The organism is Streptomyces sp. NBC_01257 (genome assembly GCF_035917255.1).
GTDB lineage: Bacteria > Actinomycetota > Actinomycetes > Streptomycetales > Streptomycetaceae > Streptomyces.
The window spans coordinates 3,593,061-3,613,397 of sequence record NZ_CP108472.1; the positions used below are offsets into that span (position 1 = coordinate 3,593,061).

At 70.4% G+C, this 20,337-nt stretch carries 14 protein-coding genes; 5 read left to right on the forward strand and 9 right to left on the reverse strand.

Going from position 1 to position 20,337, the window contains the following annotated elements:
• Positions 1–4: 4 nt before the first annotated feature.
• Positions 5–931: a hypothetical protein gene (locus OG408_RS15220; protein WP_326670319.1), complete on the reverse strand. Its 927-nt coding sequence runs from the start codon at positions 929–931 to the stop codon at positions 5–7.
• A 164-nt stretch (positions 932–1,095) separates the two neighbouring features.
• Here OG408_RS15220 and OG408_RS15225 point away from each other — a divergent pair, with 164 nt between their 5' ends.
• Positions 1,096–2,229, forward strand: coding sequence for an FHA domain-containing protein (locus OG408_RS15225; RefSeq protein ID WP_326670321.1), 1,134 nt, complete (start codon positions 1,096–1,098; stop codon positions 2,227–2,229).
• A gap of 194 nt (positions 2,230–2,423) precedes the next feature.
• On the opposite strand, the gene OG408_RS15230 is transcribed toward OG408_RS15225, so the two are convergent.
• Complete coding sequence (locus OG408_RS15230; protein ID WP_266779471.1) at positions 2,424–7,457, reverse strand: NAD-glutamate dehydrogenase; 5,034 nt, start codon at positions 7,455–7,457, stop codon at positions 2,424–2,426.
• A 397-nt stretch (positions 7,458–7,854) separates the two neighbouring features.
• On the opposite strand from OG408_RS15230, the gene OG408_RS15235 reads away from it, so the two are divergent.
• Positions 7,855–8,421, forward strand: coding sequence for a DJ-1/PfpI family protein (locus OG408_RS15235; RefSeq protein WP_266779473.1), 567 nt, complete (start codon positions 7,855–7,857; stop codon positions 8,419–8,421).
• 33 nt (positions 8,422–8,454) lie between these two features.
• Here the strand turns inward: OG408_RS15235 and OG408_RS15240 are convergent, their stop codons facing one another.
• A complete protein-coding gene (locus OG408_RS15240; RefSeq protein ID WP_266779475.1) occupies positions 8,455–9,126 on the reverse strand; it encodes an HAD family hydrolase in 672 nt (223 codons plus the stop codon).
• An 89-nt stretch (positions 9,127–9,215) separates the two neighbouring features.
• Positions 9,216–9,722 (reverse strand): DUF6912 family protein, encoded by a 507-nt coding sequence (locus OG408_RS15245; RefSeq protein ID WP_266779477.1) that lies wholly within the window; start codon positions 9,720–9,722, stop codon positions 9,216–9,218.
• A 289-nt stretch (positions 9,723–10,011) separates the two neighbouring features.
• Between OG408_RS15245 and OG408_RS15250 the strand changes: the two genes are divergently transcribed.
• Entirely contained in the window at positions 10,012–10,431 is a 420-nt protein-coding gene (locus OG408_RS15250) for an Rv3235 family protein (protein WP_326670326.1), read from the forward strand.
• Positions 10,432–10,860: 429 nt separating this feature from the next.
• Here OG408_RS15250 and secA read toward each other — a convergent pair whose 3' ends face one another.
• On the reverse strand, positions 10,861–13,677 hold the full coding sequence (gene secA / locus OG408_RS15255) for a preprotein translocase subunit SecA (RefSeq protein ID WP_266779481.1): 2,817 nt from the start codon (positions 13,675–13,677) through the stop codon (positions 10,861–10,863).
• 240 nt (positions 13,678–13,917) lie between these two features.
• Between secA and OG408_RS15260 the strand changes: the two genes are divergently transcribed.
• Together OG408_RS15260 and OG408_RS15265 are read left to right on the forward strand one after the other, a co-directional pair.
• A complete protein-coding gene (locus OG408_RS15260; protein WP_326670327.1) occupies positions 13,918–14,505 on the forward strand; it encodes a GNAT family N-acetyltransferase in 588 nt (195 codons plus the stop codon).
• 51 nt (positions 14,506–14,556) lie between these two features.
• Entirely contained in the window at positions 14,557–15,732 is a 1,176-nt protein-coding gene (locus tag OG408_RS15265; RefSeq protein ID WP_326670329.1) for a winged helix-turn-helix domain-containing protein, read from the forward strand.
• 33 nt (positions 15,733–15,765) lie between these two features.
• On the opposite strand, the gene OG408_RS15270 is transcribed toward OG408_RS15265, so the two are convergent.
• From OG408_RS15270 to OG408_RS15285, 4 genes are all read right to left on the reverse strand, one after another.
• Complete coding sequence (locus OG408_RS15270; RefSeq protein WP_266779487.1) at positions 15,766–16,521, reverse strand: response regulator; 756 nt, start codon at positions 16,519–16,521, stop codon at positions 15,766–15,768.
• 186 nt (positions 16,522–16,707) lie between these two features.
• On the reverse strand, positions 16,708–17,397 hold the full coding sequence (gene hpf, locus OG408_RS15275; RefSeq protein WP_266779489.1) for a ribosome hibernation-promoting factor, HPF/YfiA family: 690 nt from the start codon (positions 17,395–17,397) through the stop codon (positions 16,708–16,710).
• Positions 17,398–17,719: 322 nt separating this feature from the next.
• Positions 17,720–18,448 (reverse strand): ComF family protein, encoded by a 729-nt coding sequence (locus OG408_RS15280; protein ID WP_326670332.1) that lies wholly within the window; start codon positions 18,446–18,448, stop codon positions 17,720–17,722.
• Between the two features lie 75 nt (positions 18,449–18,523).
• A complete protein-coding gene (locus OG408_RS15285; RefSeq protein ID WP_326674543.1) occupies positions 18,524–20,293 on the reverse strand; it encodes an LpqB family beta-propeller domain-containing protein in 1,770 nt (589 codons plus the stop codon).
• Positions 20,294–20,337: the final 44 nt, after the last annotated feature.

Consider the following 20,337-nt stretch of genomic DNA (forward strand, 5'->3'; position numbering starts at 1 on the left):
TCCCTCAAGCCCCTTGGTCACGGCCACCACCGGCCCGGCGACGGCGGTCCAGCACATGCCTCAGAACCCCCGCCTGCTCCGCCCGCGCCAGCTCCCCCGTCAGCCTGGCGATCTCGGCCTCGGCCCGCTGCGCACGGTCCTGCAACTGCCAGACGATCCGGGCGGCGTCGTCACGCGCGGCCGCGATCTGCTGCTCGGCGTACTCCTGGGCGCGCCGCGCGGCCTCCTGCGCCCGTTGTTCGCGCTGCTCGGCCCGGGACTCCGCGGCCTGCGCCTGGTCCTTTAACTCGCCCTTGAGCCGGGCGAGTTCCTGTTCGGCGCGGCGCGCCTCCGCCTCGGCATCGGCCCGGGCGCGGGCCCGCTCCTCCGACAGCACCCGGTTCAGCAGTTCGTCGAGGTCGGGACCCTGCCCGGTCGGGAACGGCCCGGCCCTGCCCGGAGCGGGGGCGGTGTACGGCTCGGGGTCCGCGTACAGCTCGGCCACCGGGGTCGCGACGCCGACCGGCGGTTCCGACAGCGCCAGCGGTACGAGTCTCACCGTGAGCGCGGCCGGGTCGACCACCGTCACCGGGCGCCAGCCGCTGAAGCCGTCCGCCACGGCGTTCCCGTCCTCGTCCGGCACGACGCCGACCCGGCACCCCGAACCGAGCACGGCCTGCGCCCCGTCCACCTGCGCCCACAGGGTTTCCCCGGCGCTCAGCAGGGAGGCCGCGACCTCGGGGGAAGGAACGGGGACGCCGTGCCCGCGCACGAATCCCTGCGGGGGTCCGGGCGGCGGCGGTGGCGGCGACGCCGCGGCGTCCGCCGCCGGCGCCTCGTCGGCGAAACTCCCCCAGCCGTCGGCCTCGGCAGCCGCGGGGGCGGCGGGCTGCGCACGGGGCGGTGGCGGAGCCGACGACGACTCGTCCATGAACGAACCCCAGTCCGACACGCAAACGCCCCCACGTTCTCGTCTCCGCCAAGCCGCGACCGTCCCGCGGCGCCAGAAGTCCGCACCGGAACTGCGAGCTTGTCGTGGACGTCAATATAGTTGCTGTGCACCGGAATTCACATGCAGTCAGATAACGCATCGAGACTTCGGGGAAGGCGATCTCCTTGGAGAACCACCTCACCACGGACTTCAGTGAAGCCTGCTTCCTGGTGGACCTGTCCAACGTCGTGCGCAACCGCGGACTCAGTGAACCGGGGCTGCGCTCCCTGCGCAGGCTGCAGCTCGTACTGGACGCGGCGAAGGAGTTCGCCCGCGACCCCGACATCCGGCTGTACCTCGTCGCCGATGCCAGCCTGCGGCTCGGCGGACGCCGCGAGTTCACCGATCCGGCCGACATCCGGCTGCTCGGCCGATGGGTCCGCGAGGGCCTGGTGGAGGAGCTGCCGGACGCGGACGAGCGGCTGCTTGAACTGTGCGAGTACACCGGCATCCCGGTCATCACCGGCGACCGCTTCCGGGGCGAACGCCTCGACCGCCCCTGGCTCCAGGGCAACACGGACGACTTCCTGGAACCGGTCCCCGCCCGCGACGGCACGGTGCGGCTGGTCCCCGTCGACATGGGGGTGGCCAGTGCGCTGGACATCTCCATGAAGATGGAGGAGGACGCGCTCAAGAAGATGGGACTACTGAAGGGGCGCAGCCCCCGCTTCGACGTGGTGAACCGCAACTGGCGTTGCGAGGACCGGCGTTGCTCGCTGTACGACACCCGCAAGGGATCCGCCGCCCTGCTGCCGCGCATCATCGCCGGCGTGCCCCACTGCCAGAGTCACGGCGGCCGCCTGCTCGACGACGGCCCCCGCACCGCGACGGTCCAGCTGAAGCTGCTGGTGGAGGGGGACGTGAAGGCCCGGTTCACGCTGGAGGACGGCTCGACGGTGGCGGTCGGCCGGGCACCGGGCGAAGGCGGAATCGGCCTGCTCGGTCTGCTCCCGGAGCAGCGCACGGCCGGCTTGAGCCGTATCCATGTGGAGCTCCGGGTGAACGGCGGAATCGTCCAGGCACGCGACCGCAGCACCTACGGCACGCGGTGGCGGTCGACGGCCGGGAAGTCGGGGCCCGGCCCGTGGCACCCGCTCGGTACGGCGGAACGCCCGTACCGCGGCGGGGACGAACTCCTGCTCGTCGAGGGCGTGGTCCTGTCCCGGAGCGGCCGCCGCTTCCCGACCGAGCTGGCCAACGAGTGGCGGCGCAGACAGCCGCCTCCGCCGGACGACGCCGGCGAAACCCGTATGTACTGAGATCCGCATGCACTGACATCCGTACGTACTGGGATCCGTACGTACGGAGATCCGTACGCGCCGGGACCCGGAAGTACCGCGACCCGTATGGGCCGAGGCCCCGGGCCGTCGGCGCCCGGGTCCCGTCCACAGAACGGGAAGGGGCGGCTGCCAGGAGCATCCGAGCTCCTGGCAGCCGCCCCTTCGCCGTTACGTCAGACGTGCGTACGCAGCAACGTCCGCATCGTCCGCATGGCCACGGACAGATTCGCCAGGTCGAACGCGTCCGACCCCTGGATCTCCTCCAGCGTGGACCGCGACCGGGTCAGGATCGCCGCGTTCTTCTCCTCCCACGCCTGGAACCGCTCCTCCGGCGAGGACGCCCCGTTGCCCACGCTCAGCACGTCACCCGTGAGCGCCGCGTGCGCGGCGTACAGGTCCTCGCGGATGGAGGCACGGGCCATCGACTGCCAGCGGTCGGCCCGCGGCAGCTCGATGATCCGGTCCATCAGCTGGGTGATGCCCAGCCGGTCCGCGAGGTCGTAGTAGACCTCGGCGACGGCCAGCGGGTCCTTGCCCGTGCGGTCGGCGATCGCCACGATGTCGAGCGCCGGGAAGGCCGACGAGAATCCGGCCACCCGCTGCGCCAGCTCGTCCGGGACGCCCGCCTCGGTGAGCTCGTCCAGGATGCTCTGGTACCACTCCTGGTCGGCGCCCATCAGCATCTTGGGCAGCTCGGCCCAGACCTGCTCGACCCCGTTGCGGAAGAAGTCGATCGTCTCGGCGATCTCCAGCGGCTGCGGCCGGTTGCCCAGCAGCCAGCGCGAACCGCGCTCGACGAGCCGGCGCGAGTGCAGCCGGATGCGGGTCTGCACATCGGCGGCGACCTTGTTGTCGAGCGCCTCGACGGCGTCCCACACCTTGCCGAGGCCGAAGATCTCCCGGGCCGCGAACTGCGCCCGCACGATCTCCTCGATCGAGGCGCCCGTCTCTTCCCGCAGCCGGTGCAGGAAGGTCGAACCACCGCTGTTGACCGTGTCGTTCACCAGGACCGTGGTGATGATCTCGCGCCGCAGCGCGTGTCCGTCGACCGCCTCCGGGAACCGCTCGCGCAGCTGCTGCGGGAAGTAGGCGTGCAGCAGCTTCTGCAGATGCGCGTCGTCCGGGAGGCTGGTCCCGATCAGCTCCTGCGCCGCCGTGATCTTCGTGTACGCGAGCAGCACGGCCAGTTCGGGCTGGCTGAGCCCCTTGCCCGCGTTCAGCAGTTCGCGGATCTGCCGGTCGGTGGGCAGGAACTCCAGGGCCCGGTCGAGGTGCCCGTCCCGTCCCAGCCGGCGCATGAAGCGCTGGTGGGCGTGGAGCAGGGAGGGCGCCTGGGCGCAGGCGTTGGCGAGCGCGGTGTTCTGCGCGTAGTTGTTGCGCAGCACCAGGTGGCCGATCTCGTCGGTCATCTCGGCGAGCAGCTTGTTGCGCTGCTTGACGGTCATGTCACCGTCCCGCACCAGGCCGTTGAGCAGGATCTTGATGTTCACCTCGTGGTCGGAGGTGTCCACGCCGGCGCTGTTGTCGATCGCGTCGGTGTTGATCCGGCCGCCGTTGCGGGCGAACTCGATCCGGCCGAGCTGGGTGGCGCCGAGGTTGCCGCCCTCGCCGACGACCTTGGCCCGCAGGTCCTCGCCGTTGACGCGGATCGCGTCGTTGGCCTTGTCGCCGACGTCCGCGTTCGACTCGGCGGAGGACTTGATGTACGTCCCGATGCCGCCGTTCCACGCGAGGTCGACGGGGGCCTTGAGGATGGTCTGCATCAGGTCGGCGGGCGTCATCTTGGTGACGCCGGACTCGATGCCGAGCGCCTCGCGGATGTGCGCGTTGACCGGAATGGACTTGGCGCTGCGCGGGTGGATGCCACCGCCCGCGGAGATCAGCCCCTTGTCGTAGTCGGCCCAGGAGCTGCGCGGCAGGTCGAACAGGCGGCGCCGCTCGGCGTACGAGGTCGCCGCGTCCGGATTCGGGTCGATGAAGATGTGCCGGTGGTCGAAGGCCGCGACGAGCCGGATGTGCTCGGAGAGCAGCATCCCGTTGCCGAACACGTCGCCCGACATGTCGCCGACGCCGACGACGGTGAAGTCCTCGGTCTGCGTGTCGTGGCCGAGCTCCCGGAAGTGCCGCTTGACGGACTCCCAGGCACCGCGGGCGGTGATGCCCATGCCCTTGTGGTCGTAGCCGGCCGAGCCGCCGGAGGCGAACGCGTCACCCAGCCAGAAGCCGTACGCGACGGCGACCTCGTTGGCGATGTCGGAGAACTTCGCGGTGCCCTTGTCGGCCGCGACGACGAGGTAGGTGTCGTCCTCGTCGTGCCGGACGACGCCCTTGGGGTGCACGACCTCGCCGGCCACCATGTTGTCGGTGATGTCGAGCAGCGCCGAGATGAAGGTGCGGTACGAGGCGATGCCCTCGGCCATCCAGGCGTCACGGTCGACGGCCGGGTCGGGGAGCTGCTTGGCGACGAAGCCGCCCTTGGCGCCGACCGGGACGATCACGGTGTTCTTCACCATCTGAGCCTTGACCAGGCCGAGGATCTCCGTACGGAAGTCCTCGCGCCGGTCGGACCAGCGCAGACCACCGCGGGCGACCTTGCCGAAGCGCAGGTGGACGCCCTCGACGCGCGGCGAGTAGACCCAGATCTCGAACGCCGGGCGGGGCGCCGGGAGGTCCGGGATCGACTGCGGGTCGAACTTCATCGACACGTAGCCGTGCGGCTCGCCGCTGTCCGCGCGCTGGAAGAAGTTGGTGCGCAGGGTGGCCTTGATGACGGTGAGGAAGGACCGCAGGATCCGGTCCTCGTCGAGCGAGGCGACCTGGTCGAGGGCCCCGTCGAGTTCTTCGAGGAGCCCGTCGGTCAGCTCGGTGCCGGCGCTCTGGCGGTCCGGCGACATCCGGGCCTCGAAGAGCGAGACCAGCAGCCGGGTGGTGTGGACGTTGTTCTGGAGGGTGCTCTCCATGTAGTCCTGGCTGAACGTCGATCCGGCCTGGCGCAGGTACTTGGCGTAGGCGCGCAGCACCATGGCCTGGCGCCAGTTCAGACCGGCGCTCAGCACCAGCGCGTTGAATCCGTCGTTCTCCGCCTCGCCCGTCCAGACGGCGGCGAAGGCGTCCTGGAACCGTTCCCTGGCGTCGTCGGCCAGGTAGCTGCCGTTGCCCGTGGCCTGCGGCATCCGCAGCCCGAAGTCGTAGATCCAGGCGTGCGTGCGGTCGGCGCAGCGCAGCTCGTACGGGCGCTCGTCGACGACCTCGACACCGAGCCGCTGGAGCGCCGGGAGGACGGCGGACAGGGAGACCTGCTCACCGGTCCGGTAGATCTTGAACCGGCGCTCGCCGGGGGAGGCGCCGACCGGCTCGTACAGGCTGAGGGCGAAGTTCCGCTCGTCCTCCTTGAGGGCTTCGAGGTGGACCAGGTCGGCCACGGCGGAGCGCGGCGAGTGGTCGGCCTTGTAGCCCTCGGGGAAGGAGTGCCCGTAGTGGCGCAGCAGCTCGGCGGCGCGCTCCTCGCCGCATTCGGCGCCCAGTGCCTCCTGGAAGCCGTCGGCCCAGGAGCGGGCGGCCTCGACCAGGCGGGCCTCGATGCGGTCGGCCTCGGCGTCGGTGAGCGCGGTCAGCTCGCTGCCGGGGGCGACCCGGACGACGAAGTGCAGCCGGGACAGGATCGACTCCGTGTTCCAGGCGGTGAAGTCGACGCTGGTGCCGTTCAGCTCCTCCTTGAGGATGTCGATCAGCCGCAGGCGCACACCGGTGGTGTAGCGGTCGCGCGGCAGGTAGACGATCGCGGAGTAGTAGCGCCCGTACTCGTCCTGGCGCAGGTAGAGCCGGAGCCGGCGCCGCTCCTGGAGGTAGAGCACCGAGGTGACGATGGAGCGCAGCTGGTCGGGCGGCGTCTGGAACAGCTCGTCGCGGGGGTACGTCTCCAGGATCTGCAGCAGGTCGCGGCCGTCGTGGCTGTTGTACGAGAAGCCCGCGCCCTCCAGCACCTCGGCGACCTTGCGGCGGACGACGGGCACCCGGCGCACGGACTCGGTGTAGGCGGCGGACGAGAACAGTCCGAGGAAGCGGCGCTCACCGATGACGTTGCCCTCGGCGTCGAACTTCTTCACGCCGACGTAGTCGAGGTAGCTGGGGCGGTGCACGGTCGCCCGGCTGTTGGCCTTGGTCAGGATGAGGAGCTTGTGCTCGCGGGCCTTGGCCCGGGCGTCGGCGGGCAGCCGGTCGAAGGAGGGGCTGACCGGGTGCGCCTCGTCCTCGGTGTGCTGCGGGTCGGAGCGCAGGATGCCGAGGCCGGTGCCGGGCACGGCGGCCAGCGCGTCGGTGTCCGTCAGCTCGTACTCGCGGTAGCCGAGGAAGGTGAAGTGGTCGGCGGCGAGCCAGCGCAGCAGTTCGCGGGCCTCGTTCACCTCGTCGTCGGCGAGGTCGTCGAGCGGCTCGCCGGGCAGGTCGTCGGCGATGCGCAGCGCGGCGTCGCGCATCTTCTCCCAGTCCTCGACGGTCTCCCGTACGTCGGACAGGACGCGCAGCAGGTCCGCCTGGATCTGCTTGAGGTCGGCGCGGTCGGTCTCGCGGTCGATCTCGACGTGGATCCAGGACTCGACGAGTGCGTCGTGCGGCAGCTCGGCCTTGGCGTCCTTCGCGCCCTTGGCGTTCTTCCGGCCGGCCTGCGGGCCGGTCGAGATGCCGACGCCGTCGGTGAGGACCTCGATCAGCTTGCCGGTCACATCGCGCCGGACGATGACCTGCGGGTGGATCACGACATGGATGCCGCGGCCCTGACGGGACAGCTCGTTGGTGACGGAGTCGACCAGGAACGGCATGTCGTCGGTGACGACCTCCACGACGGAGTGGCTGCAGGTCCAGCCGTTCTCCTCGACCGTGGGGGTGTGCACCCGGACGTTGGCCGTGCCCTGCGGGCGGTTCTCGGCGAGCCGGTAGTGGGAGGACGCGGCACCGAAGACGTCGACCGGGTCCCGGCCGGCGATGTCCTCCGGAGCGGTGTGGAGGTAGTAGCGCTGGAGATAGGCGAGCAGTACGTCCTGGTCCGGACGCTCCTGCCCGGCCCCCGTGCCGTTGTCGGCCCCGGTGGCCGCAACGCGCACCCGGGTGTTACCGCCCGGGCCGCCGGCACCACCGCCCGGGCTGTTGTCAGCTACCTTGGCGGCCCGTGCGAGCAGCTCGGCCTTGGCTTCGTCCAGCTTGGTCTGCATGTCCTCTGGCTCCTGTCGCGCGCCGTTGCGTGACGTAGGTGAAAAAGACGACGTACCGCCACGACACGGGGTTACCGGTCGGAGTCGACGCTATGCCGCAATGAGAGACGCCCGGGACCTTATTGGCCATTTTTGGCGGTCGGGCCGGGCTGAGGGGATCAGTCATGGCCCGGGCACTGTGGCACTCCGGGCGCAGGCCGGGGGCTTCGCTGCCCCCGAGGCGTATCGCGCTGATCACGGGGTCCAGGCTATCTCCCCCGCCCGGGTCGCCGTCACGAGCCGTATGTGTACAAAAGAAAGCCCCGGACTTTGACAGTCTGGACAGCGCACCGGCCCGCGCTGCCGCACTCTGGTACCGGAAACCGGAACAGGCCGACGCACCGTGGGGAGCCCCGCCATGGCACCGAAGATCCTGATCGTCACCGGCGACGCCGCCGAGTCCCTCGAAGTCCTCTACCCGTACCAACGACTGCTCGAAGAGGGTTACGAGGTCCATATCGCCGCTCCTTCCCGCAAGACGCTCCGCTTCGTGGTCCACGACTTCGAGCCCGGCTTCGACACCTACACCGAGAAGCCCGGCTACACCTGGCCCGCCGACCTGGCCTTCTCGGAGGTGGACCCGGACGACTACGTGGCCCTCGTCGTCCCGGGCGGGCGCGCGCCCGAGTACCTGCGCAACGACGCCGACCTGCGCACGATCCTGTCGGCGTTCTTCGACACGGACCGTCCGGTGGCCCAGATCTGCCACGGCCCGCTGATGTCGGCGGCGGTCGGCGCGCTGAAGAACCGCCGGGTGACGGCCTATCCCGCACTGGAACCGGACATGGGGACCGCCGGGGCCACCTTCCAGGACACCGAGGTCGTGGTGGACGGCACCCTGGTCTCGTCCCGCGCCTGGCCGGACCACTCGGCCTGGATGCGTGAATTCCTGACCGTGCTCCGTACCAAGGCCCCGGTCGCCTGAGCCCGTACCCGGACGGGGCCGTCGCCCGCTCTCCTACTCGCCCATCTGCTGGGCGAGGGCCGCGGCCTCGGCCAGGGTGTCCACGACGGGCACCCCGGCGGCCTCGAGACTGGCCCGGCTGTGCGAACCTCCGGTGAAGAGGACCGCTCGCGCACCGACGTGGGCGGCCGCCACCGCGTCGTCCACGGCGTCACCTATGACCACCGTGGACGCCGGGGATATCCCGTCCAGCGCCGCGAAATGCCGCTCCATGTGCTGCGCCTTGCTGCCGCCGGACGGCCCGGTACGCCCGTCGACGCGCACGAAGTGCCGCTCGATGCCGTATCCGCGCACGACCGGGACCAGCTGGTCGTGTCCGTACATGCTGAGCAGGGACTGGCTCCGTCCGGCCAGCTGCCACTGCGCGAGCAGCTCGGCGGCTCCCTCGGTCAGCCCGCAGGCGGCCCGCTGCTCGGTGTAGTGGCGGTGGAAGATCCCGTCCATCCGCTCCCACTCGGCCTCGGTGGGCAGCCGGCCCATCAGCCGCTCGTAGAAGCGGGGTATCGGGATGCAGTACATCTCCCGGTACTGGTCCAGCGTGATCGGCTCCAGGCCGACCTCACCGAACGCGGCGTTCGTCGCGCCGACGACCGCGGTGTTGTCGTCGAGCAGAGTGCCGTTCCAGTCCCAGACCAGATGTGTGCGGTGCTTCCCGTACGTCCCCATGAGGAAAAAATACCCGCTGCCACTGACAACGGTAGAACACCCCTGCGAACACGCCGACGAACGGCCGGTGGCGGAGACCGCTCGGCCTCTCAGCCGATCAGATTCGGGATCTCCTGGACACCGAACCACAGGAGCTCGTGGTCCTCGGCGCCGTCGACGGTGAACTGGGCGTCGTCGTCACCGAGGTCCGCCGCCCCCAGCGCGGCCGCGGCGGCCGTGACGTCCTTGTCCGCCTCGTCCGAGTCGACGTGCACGGCGGCGGCCTCGGCCAGCCCGACCGCGGAGGCGATGGTGACCTCGCCGAGCGAGGAGGACTCCAGCATGTGGTCCGGGTCGGCGACCGCGGCCCCGTCCGGCACGTCCACGGCGACGACGACCCGGCGACGGGCGGCAGCGGGGTCCCCGGCGATCAGCCGCAGCGACGCGGACGCGGCCCGGTTGAGCGCCGCGTACTCCAGCTCCTCGATGTCGTCCGAGACGTACCACTCCCGCAGCGCCGGCGTCACCGCGTACGCGGTCAGCGGGGCGGAGCCGACCTCGCCGGCCCGGTGCGCCGCTGCGAGCCCGGAGAGGGTCAGGGGGACGTACACGCGCATGGCTGGGCCGCTTTCGTAGTCGGAACGCCCTCAGGATACGTGGGGCGTCCCCCTTTGGGGTTACGTGTCCCGCCCTCGCCCCGTCCACCCGGTAACCGCCCCTCACCCTGCCCGGCCCGCCCAGGGCACCTTCCCCGGACCGGGTCGACCACCCGGATAGGTGAATCCCGCGTCCCCCACCGCCGGCCCATCGACGCTTGCGGCCGCCTCCACGACCCCCGTAGAAGATCCACAGCAGAAGTTACCGCCCGGTACTGATCCGGGCCTCTGAAGCACGGGGGCGACAGCGATGACCACGAACAGGACCCGGCCCGCCGCACGGCACGACGCACGCAGGCCCGAAGCCGTACCCGTACAGCGCCGCCGGACTCCCCAGCGGATCCGGCCCCACCAGTGGTTCGCGGAACGCCTCCTGGCGGTCCTCAGCGGCCAGCGCCCCGTCCACTGGATGCTCGGCCACACGATCGGCGAGGCCTACGACCAGCTCGCCGAACTGGCCCCCGCCACCCCGCTCCGGAGCCGCGGCGCCCGCCCGGTCATCCGCATGTGCCGAGGCGCCCAGCCGGCCCCGGGCGTCGTGGAGGCCTGCGCGAGCATCGCGGCAGGCGAACAGGTCCGCGCCATGGCCTTCCGCCTGGAACAGGGCCCCGACCTCCGCTGGCGCTGCGCCGCGGTAGAACTCGGCAACACCCCGGTACGCAACCGTTGACGGGGACCCACACCCCCCGGGGACCGCCGCTCTGGGTGCCTCTCCGAGGGCGGCGCCAACCAGCCCCTCCGGGGCGACCTCTCGGGCCCCTCCGGACCACCTCTCCAGTCCCTCCGGCGCTTGAGGAGCGGGGCTCAGGGGCAGAGCCCCTCCGGACCACCTCTCCAGTCCCTCCGGCGCTTGAGGAGCGGGGCTCAGGGGCAGAGCCCCTCCCGGCCACCCCTCCAGCCCCTCCGGCGCTTGAGGAGCGGGGGCCCGGGGGCAGAGCCCCCGGTTACGGGAAGGGGCGGGGCGGGGAACAGGCCCGCCGCAGGCGCACCCACCCCACCCGCGCCCACCCACACCCGCACCCGCACCCGCACGCACAACGGCCGGGCCCGGACACCCCAAGGTGCCCGGCCCCGGCCGCAGAACAGCAGTCAGCGCACGCTACTTCTTGCGGCGCCGCCCACCACCGCCACCACTCTTCTGCGCCTTGCGCCGCTCGGCCCGGGTGAGCCCGTCCGACTCCGAGGAGCCACCGGCATCCGCGTTGGAGAAGTCGCCCTCGACGACACCGCCCTCCCCGTCCACCGTGGGAGCGGAGAAGTGCAGCCGGTCCGGACGCTGCGGAGCGTCGAGCCCCTTGGCCCGGATCTCCGGACGCGCGGCCGGCACCGCGTCCTCCTTGGTCAGCGACGTCGCCGCGTCCTGCACCGGAACCTCCTCGACCTGCTGCTCGACCTGGACCTCCAGGTTGAACAGGTAGCCGACGGACTCCTCCTTGATGCCCTCCATCATGGCGTTGAACATGTCGAAGCCCTCGCGCTGGTACTCGACCAGCGGGTCCTTCTGCGCCATGGCCCGCAGGCCGATGCCCTCCTGGAGATAGTCCATCTCGTAGAGGTGCTCACGCCACTTGCGGTCCAGGACGGACAGCACCACGCGCCGCTCCAGCTCACGCATGATGTCGGAGCCGAGCGTCTTCTCACGCTCGTCGTACTGCTCGTGGATGTCGTCCTTGACGGACTCGGCGATGAACTCGGCGGTGACACCCGCGAGGTCCCCGGCCGCGTCCTCCAGCTCGGCGACCGTGACCTTCACCGGGTAGAGCTGCTTGAAGGCGCCCCACAGCCGGTCCAGGTCCCACTCCTCGGCGAACCCCTCCGCCGTCTCCTGGCGGATGTAGTCGTCGATCGTGTCGTCCATGAAGTGACGGATCTGGTCCTGGAGGTCCTCGCCCTCCAGCACCCGGCGCCGCTCGCCGTAGATGACCTCACGCTGCCGGTTGAGCACCTCGTCGTACTTCAGGACGTTCTTACGCGTCTCGAAGTTCTGCTGCTCGACCTGCGACTGCGCCGACGCGATCGCCCGCGTCACCATCTTGTTCTCGATCGGCACGTCGTCCGGCACGTTGGCCATCGACATGACGCGCTCGACCATCTGCGCCTTGAACAGACGCATCAGGTCGTCGCCGAGCGAGAGGTAGAACCGGGACTCGCCCGGGTCGCCCTGACGGCCGGAACGACCGCGCAGCTGGTTGTCGATGCGGCGCGACTCGTGCCGCTCGGTGCCCAGGACGTACAGCCCGCCGAGGTCCTTGACCTCGTCGTGCTCGGCCTTCACGGCCTGCTCGGCCTTCTCCAGGGCCGCGGGCAGCGCGGCCGCCCACTCCTCGACGTGCTCGACGGGGTCGAGTCCGCGCTGACGCAGATCGGCCTCGGCCAGGTCGTCGGGGTTGCCGCCCAGCTTGATGTCCGTACCGCGGCCCGCCATGTTCGTCGCGACCGTGACGGCACCCTTGCGGCCGGCCTGCGCGATGATCGGCGCTTCCCGGTCGTGCTGCTTGGCGTTGAGGACCTCGTGCTGGACACCGCGCTTGGAGAGCTGCTGCGAGAGGTACTCGGACTTCTCGACCGAGGTGGTGCCGACCAGGATCGGCTGGCCCTTCTCGTGCTTCTCGGCGATGTCGTCGACGACGGCGGCGAACTTCGCGACCTCGGTGCGGTAGATCAGGTCCGACTGGTCGGCCCGGACCATCGGCCGGTTGGTCGGGATCGGCACCACGCCGAGCTTGTAGATCTGGTGGAACTCGGCGGCCTCGGTCATCGCCGTACCGGTCATGCCGGAGAGCTTGCCGTAGAGGCGGAAGAAGTTCTGCAGGGTGATCGTGGCGAGCGTCTGGTTCTCGTCCTTGATGTCCACCCCTTCCTTCGCCTCGATCGCCTGGTGCATGCCCTCGTTGTAGCGGCGGCCGGCGAGGATGCGGCCGGTGTGCTCGTCGACGATCATGACTTCGCCGTCGATGACGACGTAGTCCTTGTCCTTCTTGAAGAGTTCCTTGGCCTTGATGGCGTTGTTGAGGTACCCGACGAGGGGGGTGTTCACCGACTCGTAGAGGTTCTCGATGCCGAGCCAGTCCTCGACCTTCGCGACACCGGGCTCGTGGATCGCGACGGTCCGCTTCTTCTCGTCGACCTCGTAGTCGCCGGTCTCCTCGATGCCCTTCAACGGGTTGCCCGCCTCGCCCTTCGCCAGGCGGGTGACCAGCTTGGCGAAGTCGCCGTACCACTTGGTCGCCTGGTCGGCGGGGCCGGAGATGATCAACGGCGTACGGGCCTCGTCGACCAGGATCGAGTCGACCTCGTCGACGATCGCGAAGTTGTGGCCGCGCTGGACGAGCTCGTCCTGCGCCCACGCCATGTTGTCGCGGAGGTAGTCGAAACCGAACTCGTTGTTCGTTCCGTACGTGATGTCGCAGCCGTACTGCTCACGGCGCTGGGCCGGAGTCATGTTGGCGATGATGCAGCCGACGCTCAGTCCGAGGAACTTGTGGACCCGGCCCATCAGCTCCGAGTCACGCTCGGCCAGATAGTCGTTGACCGTGATCAGGTGCACTCCCTTGCCCGAGAGCGCGTTGAGATACGCGGGCAGGGTGCCGACGAGGGTCTTGCCCTCGCCGGTCTTCATCTCGGCCACGTAACCGAGGTGCAGGGCGGCGCCGCCCATCATCTGGACGTCGTAGTGGCGCTGTCCGAGGACCCGCTTGGCGGCCTCACGGACGGTCGCGAATGCCTCGGGAAGCAGGTCGTCCAGGCTCTCGCCGTCCGCGTACCGTTCCTTGTACTCGTCGGTGAGCGCCCGCAGCTCGGCGTCGGAGAGGTTGACGAAGTCCTCTTCGATGGAGCTGACCTGGTCCGCGATGCGGTGCAGTTTGCGCAGGATCTTGCCTTCGCCTGCACGCATGAGCTTGTTGAAGACGGACACTGAGGCTGGTCTCCTTGCCGGTCGGGCCTGGCACTGGGTCGTGTTATGGACTCTGGCGCGGGCACGGCAGGTGGGCCCCACCGCAACGGCCATCGTAAGCGAGGACCCCGCCGCGCCGGGAGGGCTGCCACTGCGTTGACCCCGCAGTGCCCTTCCGAATCAACGGACGAAGGGCGCCGAAGGTGCCGGGAAGCCCGAAAAGTACTCGCAGGGCGGCCGGTCCCTCAGCAGAATCCGTACATGGAGCCGATCACTCTCACCACCGACCGCCTGCTGCTGCGCCCCTTCGCCCCCGGCGACGTGGACGAGGTGCACGCAGCCTGTCAGGACCCCGACATCCAGCGCTGGACGGTGGTCCCCTCGCCGTACGGCCGCGCCGACGCGGAACTCTTCGTCCGGCAGCTCTCGCCCGCGGGCTGGCAGGACGACTCCATGTACAACTTCGCCGTGGTGCTGCGCGACGGCGGGGCCCTGACCGGTGCGCTCGGCGTCAACCGGCGCAGCGGCCCCGGCACGTACGAGATCGGGTTCTGGAGCGCCCGGGAGCACCGCGGTCTCGGCCACATGACGGAGGCGGTCCTGTGCGCCGCCCGCTGGACCTTCGTCTCGCTGGGCGGGGACCGGCTGGAATGGCGGGCGGAGACCGGCAACGTCCCCTCGCGGGCCGTCGCGCTGCGGGCCGGCTTCCGCATGGAGGGCGACCAGCGCTCGGGGCTGCTCAACAAGGGAGTGCGACGCGATACGTGGACGGGCGCACTGCTCCCCTGCGACCTCGGCCTGCCCGGCACCCACGCCTATGTTCCGGCGGCCGCCCCCGCCCGTCCGTGAGCGGGCCGCTTCCCCGCCCGGATGTCAGTGCCGCCCTCTAGGGTTCCTGGCATGACGTCTGTGCAGCCTCCCGCAGCCGAACTCTCCGCCGACCAGGCCCGCAGGATCGCTCTGCGCGCCCAGGGCTTCCTCGGCGCCCCGGACCGGCGGGGCGGGGTCCCCGGCGTCCTGCGGCACCTCGGCGCCGTACAGCTCGACACGATCTCGGTGCTCGCGCGCTCGCACGAACTGATCCCTTACGCGCGCCTGGGCGCGGTCGGCCGGCGCCCGGTCGAGGATGCGTACTGGTCGGGCGGCCGGGCCTTCGAGTACTGGTCGCACGCGGCGTGCATCCTGCCGGTCGAGGAGTGGCCGCACTTCGCCTTCCGCCGCCGCGCCTACCGCGCGCGCCCGCAGTGGCACCACGACCTGCCGGACGGCGTCTACGACACCGTCATCAAGCAGTTGCGCGCCGAGGGCCCGCTGACGGCGACCGAGCTGGGCGGCGCGAAGAACGGCGGCGAGTGGTGGGACTGGTCCGCCTCGAAGGTCGCCGTCGAGCGGGCCCTGATGTACGGCGAGGTGGTGTGCACCGAGCGACGCGGCTGGAAGCGGGTCTACGACCTCGCGGAGCGCGCCCTGCCCGCCGCGGTGCTGCACGACGATCTGGACGACGCCGAGTGCCTGCGCAGGCTGGTGGCGCTGGCGGGGCAGTCGCTGGGGGTCGGCACCCGTGCGGACATCGCCGACTACCACCGGCTCAAGGGCGAGCAGTTCGACGCGGTGGTGGCGGACTCCGGGCTGGTGCCGGTGACGGTGCGTGGCTGGGCGAAGCCGGCCTGGGCGGATCCGGCCGCGCTGGCCGCCGAGCCGCGCGGACGCCACCGCACGACACTGCTGTCGCCGTTCGACTCACTGGTCTGGGAGCGGGCCCGGACCGAGCGGATCTTCGCCTTCACCCACCGGCTCGAGGCCTACGTCCCCAAGCCGAAGCGGATCCATGGCTATTTCGCGATGCCGCTGCTGGCGGGCGGCATGCTGCAGGGGCGGGTCGACCCGGCCCGTGAGGGCACGACCCTGGTCGCCCGGCAGGTGTCCCTGGCGGGCGCGAAGGCCGTGGCACCGATGGCCGAGGCTCTGGTGGAGGCCGCCTCCTGGGTCGGCTGCACGGATGTCCGGCTGGAGCGGGTGGACGCGCCGGAGCTGCGCGGACCGCTCACCCGGGAAATCGCCCGCGTCCTGGCGTGACCGCACATTCCCGGGGCTTTACCCCCGGCCGTCTCACCTGATCTCGAGGATCTTCTCCCGCATCGCGTAGACCACGGCCTCCATCCGGGAGTGCAGCTGCAGCTTCTCCAGAATGTTGCGGACGTGGTTCTTCACGGTGTTCTCGGAAATGAAGAGTTCCTTCGCGATATCCCGATTGTTCATGCCCGTGGCAACCAGTTTGAGGACTTCGAGCTCACGCTCGGTGAGCCGGGGCGCCGGGACCAGCCGGCGCTCGTCGGTCCGCTGGATCATCGACTTGAACTCGGTGAGCAGTTTGGACGCCATCGACGGGCTGATCTGGGACTGCCCGTCCGCGACCGCGCGAATCGCGGTGGCGACCTCGTCCGTGGAGATCTCCTTGAGGAGATAGCCGGTGGCGCCCGCCTTGATCGCGTCGTAGAGGTCCGCCTCCTCGTCGCTGATCGTCAGCATGATGATCTTCGCGCTGGGCGCCACCTCCTTGATGGAGGTGCACGCCTCGATGCCGCCGCGCTTGGGCATCCGCACGTCCATCAGGACGATGTCGGGCAGCAGGTCGGCCGCCTTGTCGACCGCCTCCGCCCCGTCGCCCGCCTCGCCTACGACCTGGATGTCCTCCTCCTGCGCGAGGACGATCTCCAGACCTCTGCGGAACAGGGCGTGGTCGTCGACCACGAGGACCCGGATCGGCTCCTTGCGGGAACCGCTGTCGTCCGCCGCACCGGTATGTACACCGGCAGCATCGTCGGCATCATTCGCATCGCGCACGGGCCCGAAGGTGTCCGCCATCGTTCCTCCCCCTGAAGGCCACGGCCTGAAGTTCACAACTGTCCGCCAACGGCAGTTCACAGAGCACCGATTGGCTTGGGCCGCCATGATTTCATGCCTGGACGTCAGAGCGGTGATCCTGTGGTCGCACACGGGTGCCCCTGGGGGCGCACGGGGCGCTCCAGGGGCACCACAGAAGTGGTGGCGTCAGCCGCCGAGCGCACCGCCCGCGCCGCCCGCCTCGTCGGCGGCCAGGGGGTCGGTCCTCAGGTGGATGACACCGTAGTCGTAGGCGTGCCGCCGGTAGACGACACTGGGTTCCTTCGTTTCCGAGTCGACGAACAGATAGAAGTCGTGACCGACCAGCTCCATCTCGTAGAGCGCCTGGTCGAGCGACATGGGCGCCGCCACATGCGTCTTCTCACGCATCACCAGCGGTCCTTCGCCCTGTACCTCGAGCGAGCCGATCCTGGTGGTGGGTACGGGCTGTGCCGCTTCGTCGACGATCAGTTCGCCGTCGCCGTTGAACGACGCGGCGTCCGGCACCATCTCACCGACCTCCGCAGCGGAGATACGGCCTGTGCCACGGCGGCTGTAGCGCTTGTCGTGCTGCTTGCGCAGCCGCGCCTCCAGCTTGCCTGTGGCCAGGTCCAGCGCTGCGTACGGGTCGCCTGCGGCCGCTTCTGCCCTGATGACCGGTCCACGCGAGCGGAGCGTGATCTCCACCCGGTCGGAACGGTCTGCCTGACGAGGATTCGGCTCCTTGGACACCTCCACGTCGAGGCTGATCACCTTGCCGTCGAACTTCTGGATCTTGTCCAGCTTCAGCTTCTCGGCCACGTGCTTGCGGAACCGCTCGGGCACCTCGGTCTTGCGGCCCTTGACGACGATGTCCACGCAGAACTCCGTTCCCGGATCGCTCCGCTCAGCGGCGGAGCGTCTCCCTTTTGCACCAGGCTCCGGTGATGGCCGGAGCCGCGGACTCGGTGACTTCCACCTCCTCCTCCCCCGTCGGCAAGGTCTCCACCCCACCGAATTTCCGGTTTCTGTACTGCCGGTGGGTCGCCTGCCCGAAACCTGGTGGTGCATTCGCCGAGGCCTGGCATTCACCATTCCTCACAACCGAACATAGCCTGCCCGGCCGGATGTCGGCACCCGCTACTCGCACGTACCTCCGTTCAGGTCTTTTTGCCCACTCACTACCTGCAACGATGCAACTTCAGTTCCAGTTCCGGTTTATTTCGAAGGCGGACGGAGAGGCTGCGACGACGGCCGCGTGACGCACCCCCGGAGCCGTGCTCCGCCACCCTCCGGCGCCGTCGATCACGCGTGCCGCCTCGGCCAGCGAGGCACCCGTCGTCAACAGGTCGTCCACCAGCACCACCCGTCCGGCGGCGAGCAGCCGCTCACCCCCGGCGACTATGCCCAGCGCCCCCGTCAGATTCGCCCGGCGCTCCCGGGCTCCGAGCCCCGACTGGTCGGCCACCGGACGCCGCTGCCGCAGCACACCGGCGACCCGGGCGGGCATACGCGCACGCCGCAGCTCCGCCGCGGCTGCCAGGGCGATGCGGCGGGCCGGATCGTGCCCGCGCGCGGCGACGGCGCGGCGTGCGGACGGTACGGGCACGAGCAGCAGCGGTCCCGGACCCGGCGACAGCCCCGCACCGGCTCTCACGGCACCCGCCAGCGCCCTGCCGGCCGCTCCGGCGAGCCCGAGTACACCTCGCTCCTTGTGGGCCAGCAGCACCGCCCGTACCGCGTTCTCGTAACCGGCGGCCGCATGCACCACGGGCAGCCCGGGAGGCTCCGGATCGGGGCTCACCCGGCGCGGCGCCCCGCCGTACAGCTGCGCGCCGCACTCCGCGCACAGCTCGGTCCGTGGTCTGCCGCAGCCGCCGCAGGCCACCGGCAGGACCAGTCCGGCGATCTCCCGCCACCACCCGCGCATGACTCCACTGTGCCCGCGCCGGGGCAGCCCGACCACCCCTGTGGACAACGCCCGGGCGCACCGCCTCCGCGGGCGTCAGCCCGGGTAGACCAGCGCCGACCCCTCCTTGAGGACCGACTGCCAGTTGTCGCCGGGCAGCAGCTTGAATATCCCTTCGCCGACCGTGTCCGCCATCAGCGGAAGCTGCTCGTCGTCCGCGGCGGCGATGGCCCGCACCTGGTTCACCCCTGGCAGCACGCCCGAGGACGGGGTCGAGCCGTCCGCCTGCACATAGCGGACCTGCTGCACCCCGCCCTGCTCCTTGCCGACCACCACAAGCCGGCTGCCACCCGACCACGACATCGCGGTCACGTCCACCAGCTGCGGCGCGGCCTGCCGCAGGTCCACCACGGAGGCCTTCTCCTTGCCCTGCGGCCCGTGCCGCTCGATCCGGCCGATCTTCAGCGTCGTCCCGTCGCCGTTCGTCAGCAGGAGCGCGATGCGCACCCCGTCCGACGACAGGCGCAGCGCAGTGATCCGGCTGCCGTCCAGACTCGGCACGGTGACCTCCTGGGGCTTGCCCGTGCCACCGGCGAGCCGCAGCAGCCGCGAGTTGCCGGGGTCCCGGTCGGCGACCCAGAGATCGCCCCGGCCGTCCCAGCTGGGCGCCGTCAGCCGGTTCTCCTCGCGTCCGGCCTTGCTGGTCACCGCCGGGACGGGAAGCTCTCCGTCCGCGGCGATGGAGGACACGTAGAGCGCGTCCGCGTGCTGCGAGAGCGCGGCAGCCGTCTGCTCGTCCCGGGCCACGCCGACGGCGCTCACCTTCAGCGAACCGGCGCCGAAGGGGCCGGCGACCCGCTCCGGCTCACCGCTGCCCCTGGTACTGCCGGGGATGCGCTCCACATGCCCCTTGGCGTCGACGAAGTACTGGCTGTCGGGCCCGCCCGACGAACCGTCGGGGGCGTACTCCTCGGCCTGGTCCGCATCGAGCACGCACAGGGCCGAGCCGTCGGACCGCTGCAGCTCCACCTGCTCGACGCGTGCCGATGTCAGGTCCCGGAGGGTGAAAAGCACCTGCGAGGCCATCATCCGGCAGGAGCGCTGTCCGGTGCCGTCCGCCTTCTTGTCGAGCGGGACCTTCAGCACGTTGCGGTCGTCGGGGGTCAGCGACGTGACGCCCTTGCGCAGACCGGTTCCCGCCGGAAAACGCGAGGCGACCACCGGCCGCAGCCAGTCGGTGGGCCCCCTCAGGAGGCTGCGGACCGCCTGCGTCACCGTGTCCATTCCGGTCGCCGGATCGGTCCGGTTCCGGATGTAGACGGGGTCGGCGACCAGCGTGGACTGCGCCTCGCTCCGCCCGGTGGCGAAGTAGAACTTGTTGACGGAACGGTAGAGCCGCTTGAAGTCGGACTGCCCGAGCACCAGTCCGTCCGGCACCAGGTCGATGCGCCATTCCTTGCCGTCCGGACCGCTCTGCCGCACCAGTTGCAGGGTGCGGGAGTAGTCCGTCGGCGTGAGCGGCTGGTAGGCGTTCTGGTCGTCGACCGTCGCCACCTTCTCGCCGGTCAGGGTGTAGCTGACCTCGTTGGTGCTGCGGTCGCTCTCGTGGATCGGCCGGTCGCTGCGGTTCGGCGCCTTGGCCAGCACTGTGGTGACGGCCCCCGGCTTCCAGTTGTTCGACGCCCTCTTCGTGAGGTACTGCCGCGTCGTCCGGAAGTCGGAGTCGTCGCTGGTCATCGACTCCAGGAAGCCGTCGACGACCTCGTTCGGAGTGGCGCCGTCACGCGGCGCGACCGCGTACACCTGCACCTGTGAGTCACCGGGCTGCGAGGCGTCCACCGCCTTGACGTCCCCCGTGACGGGCATCGAGCCGCACGCGGACAGCAGCACGGCACCACAGCCGAGCAGCA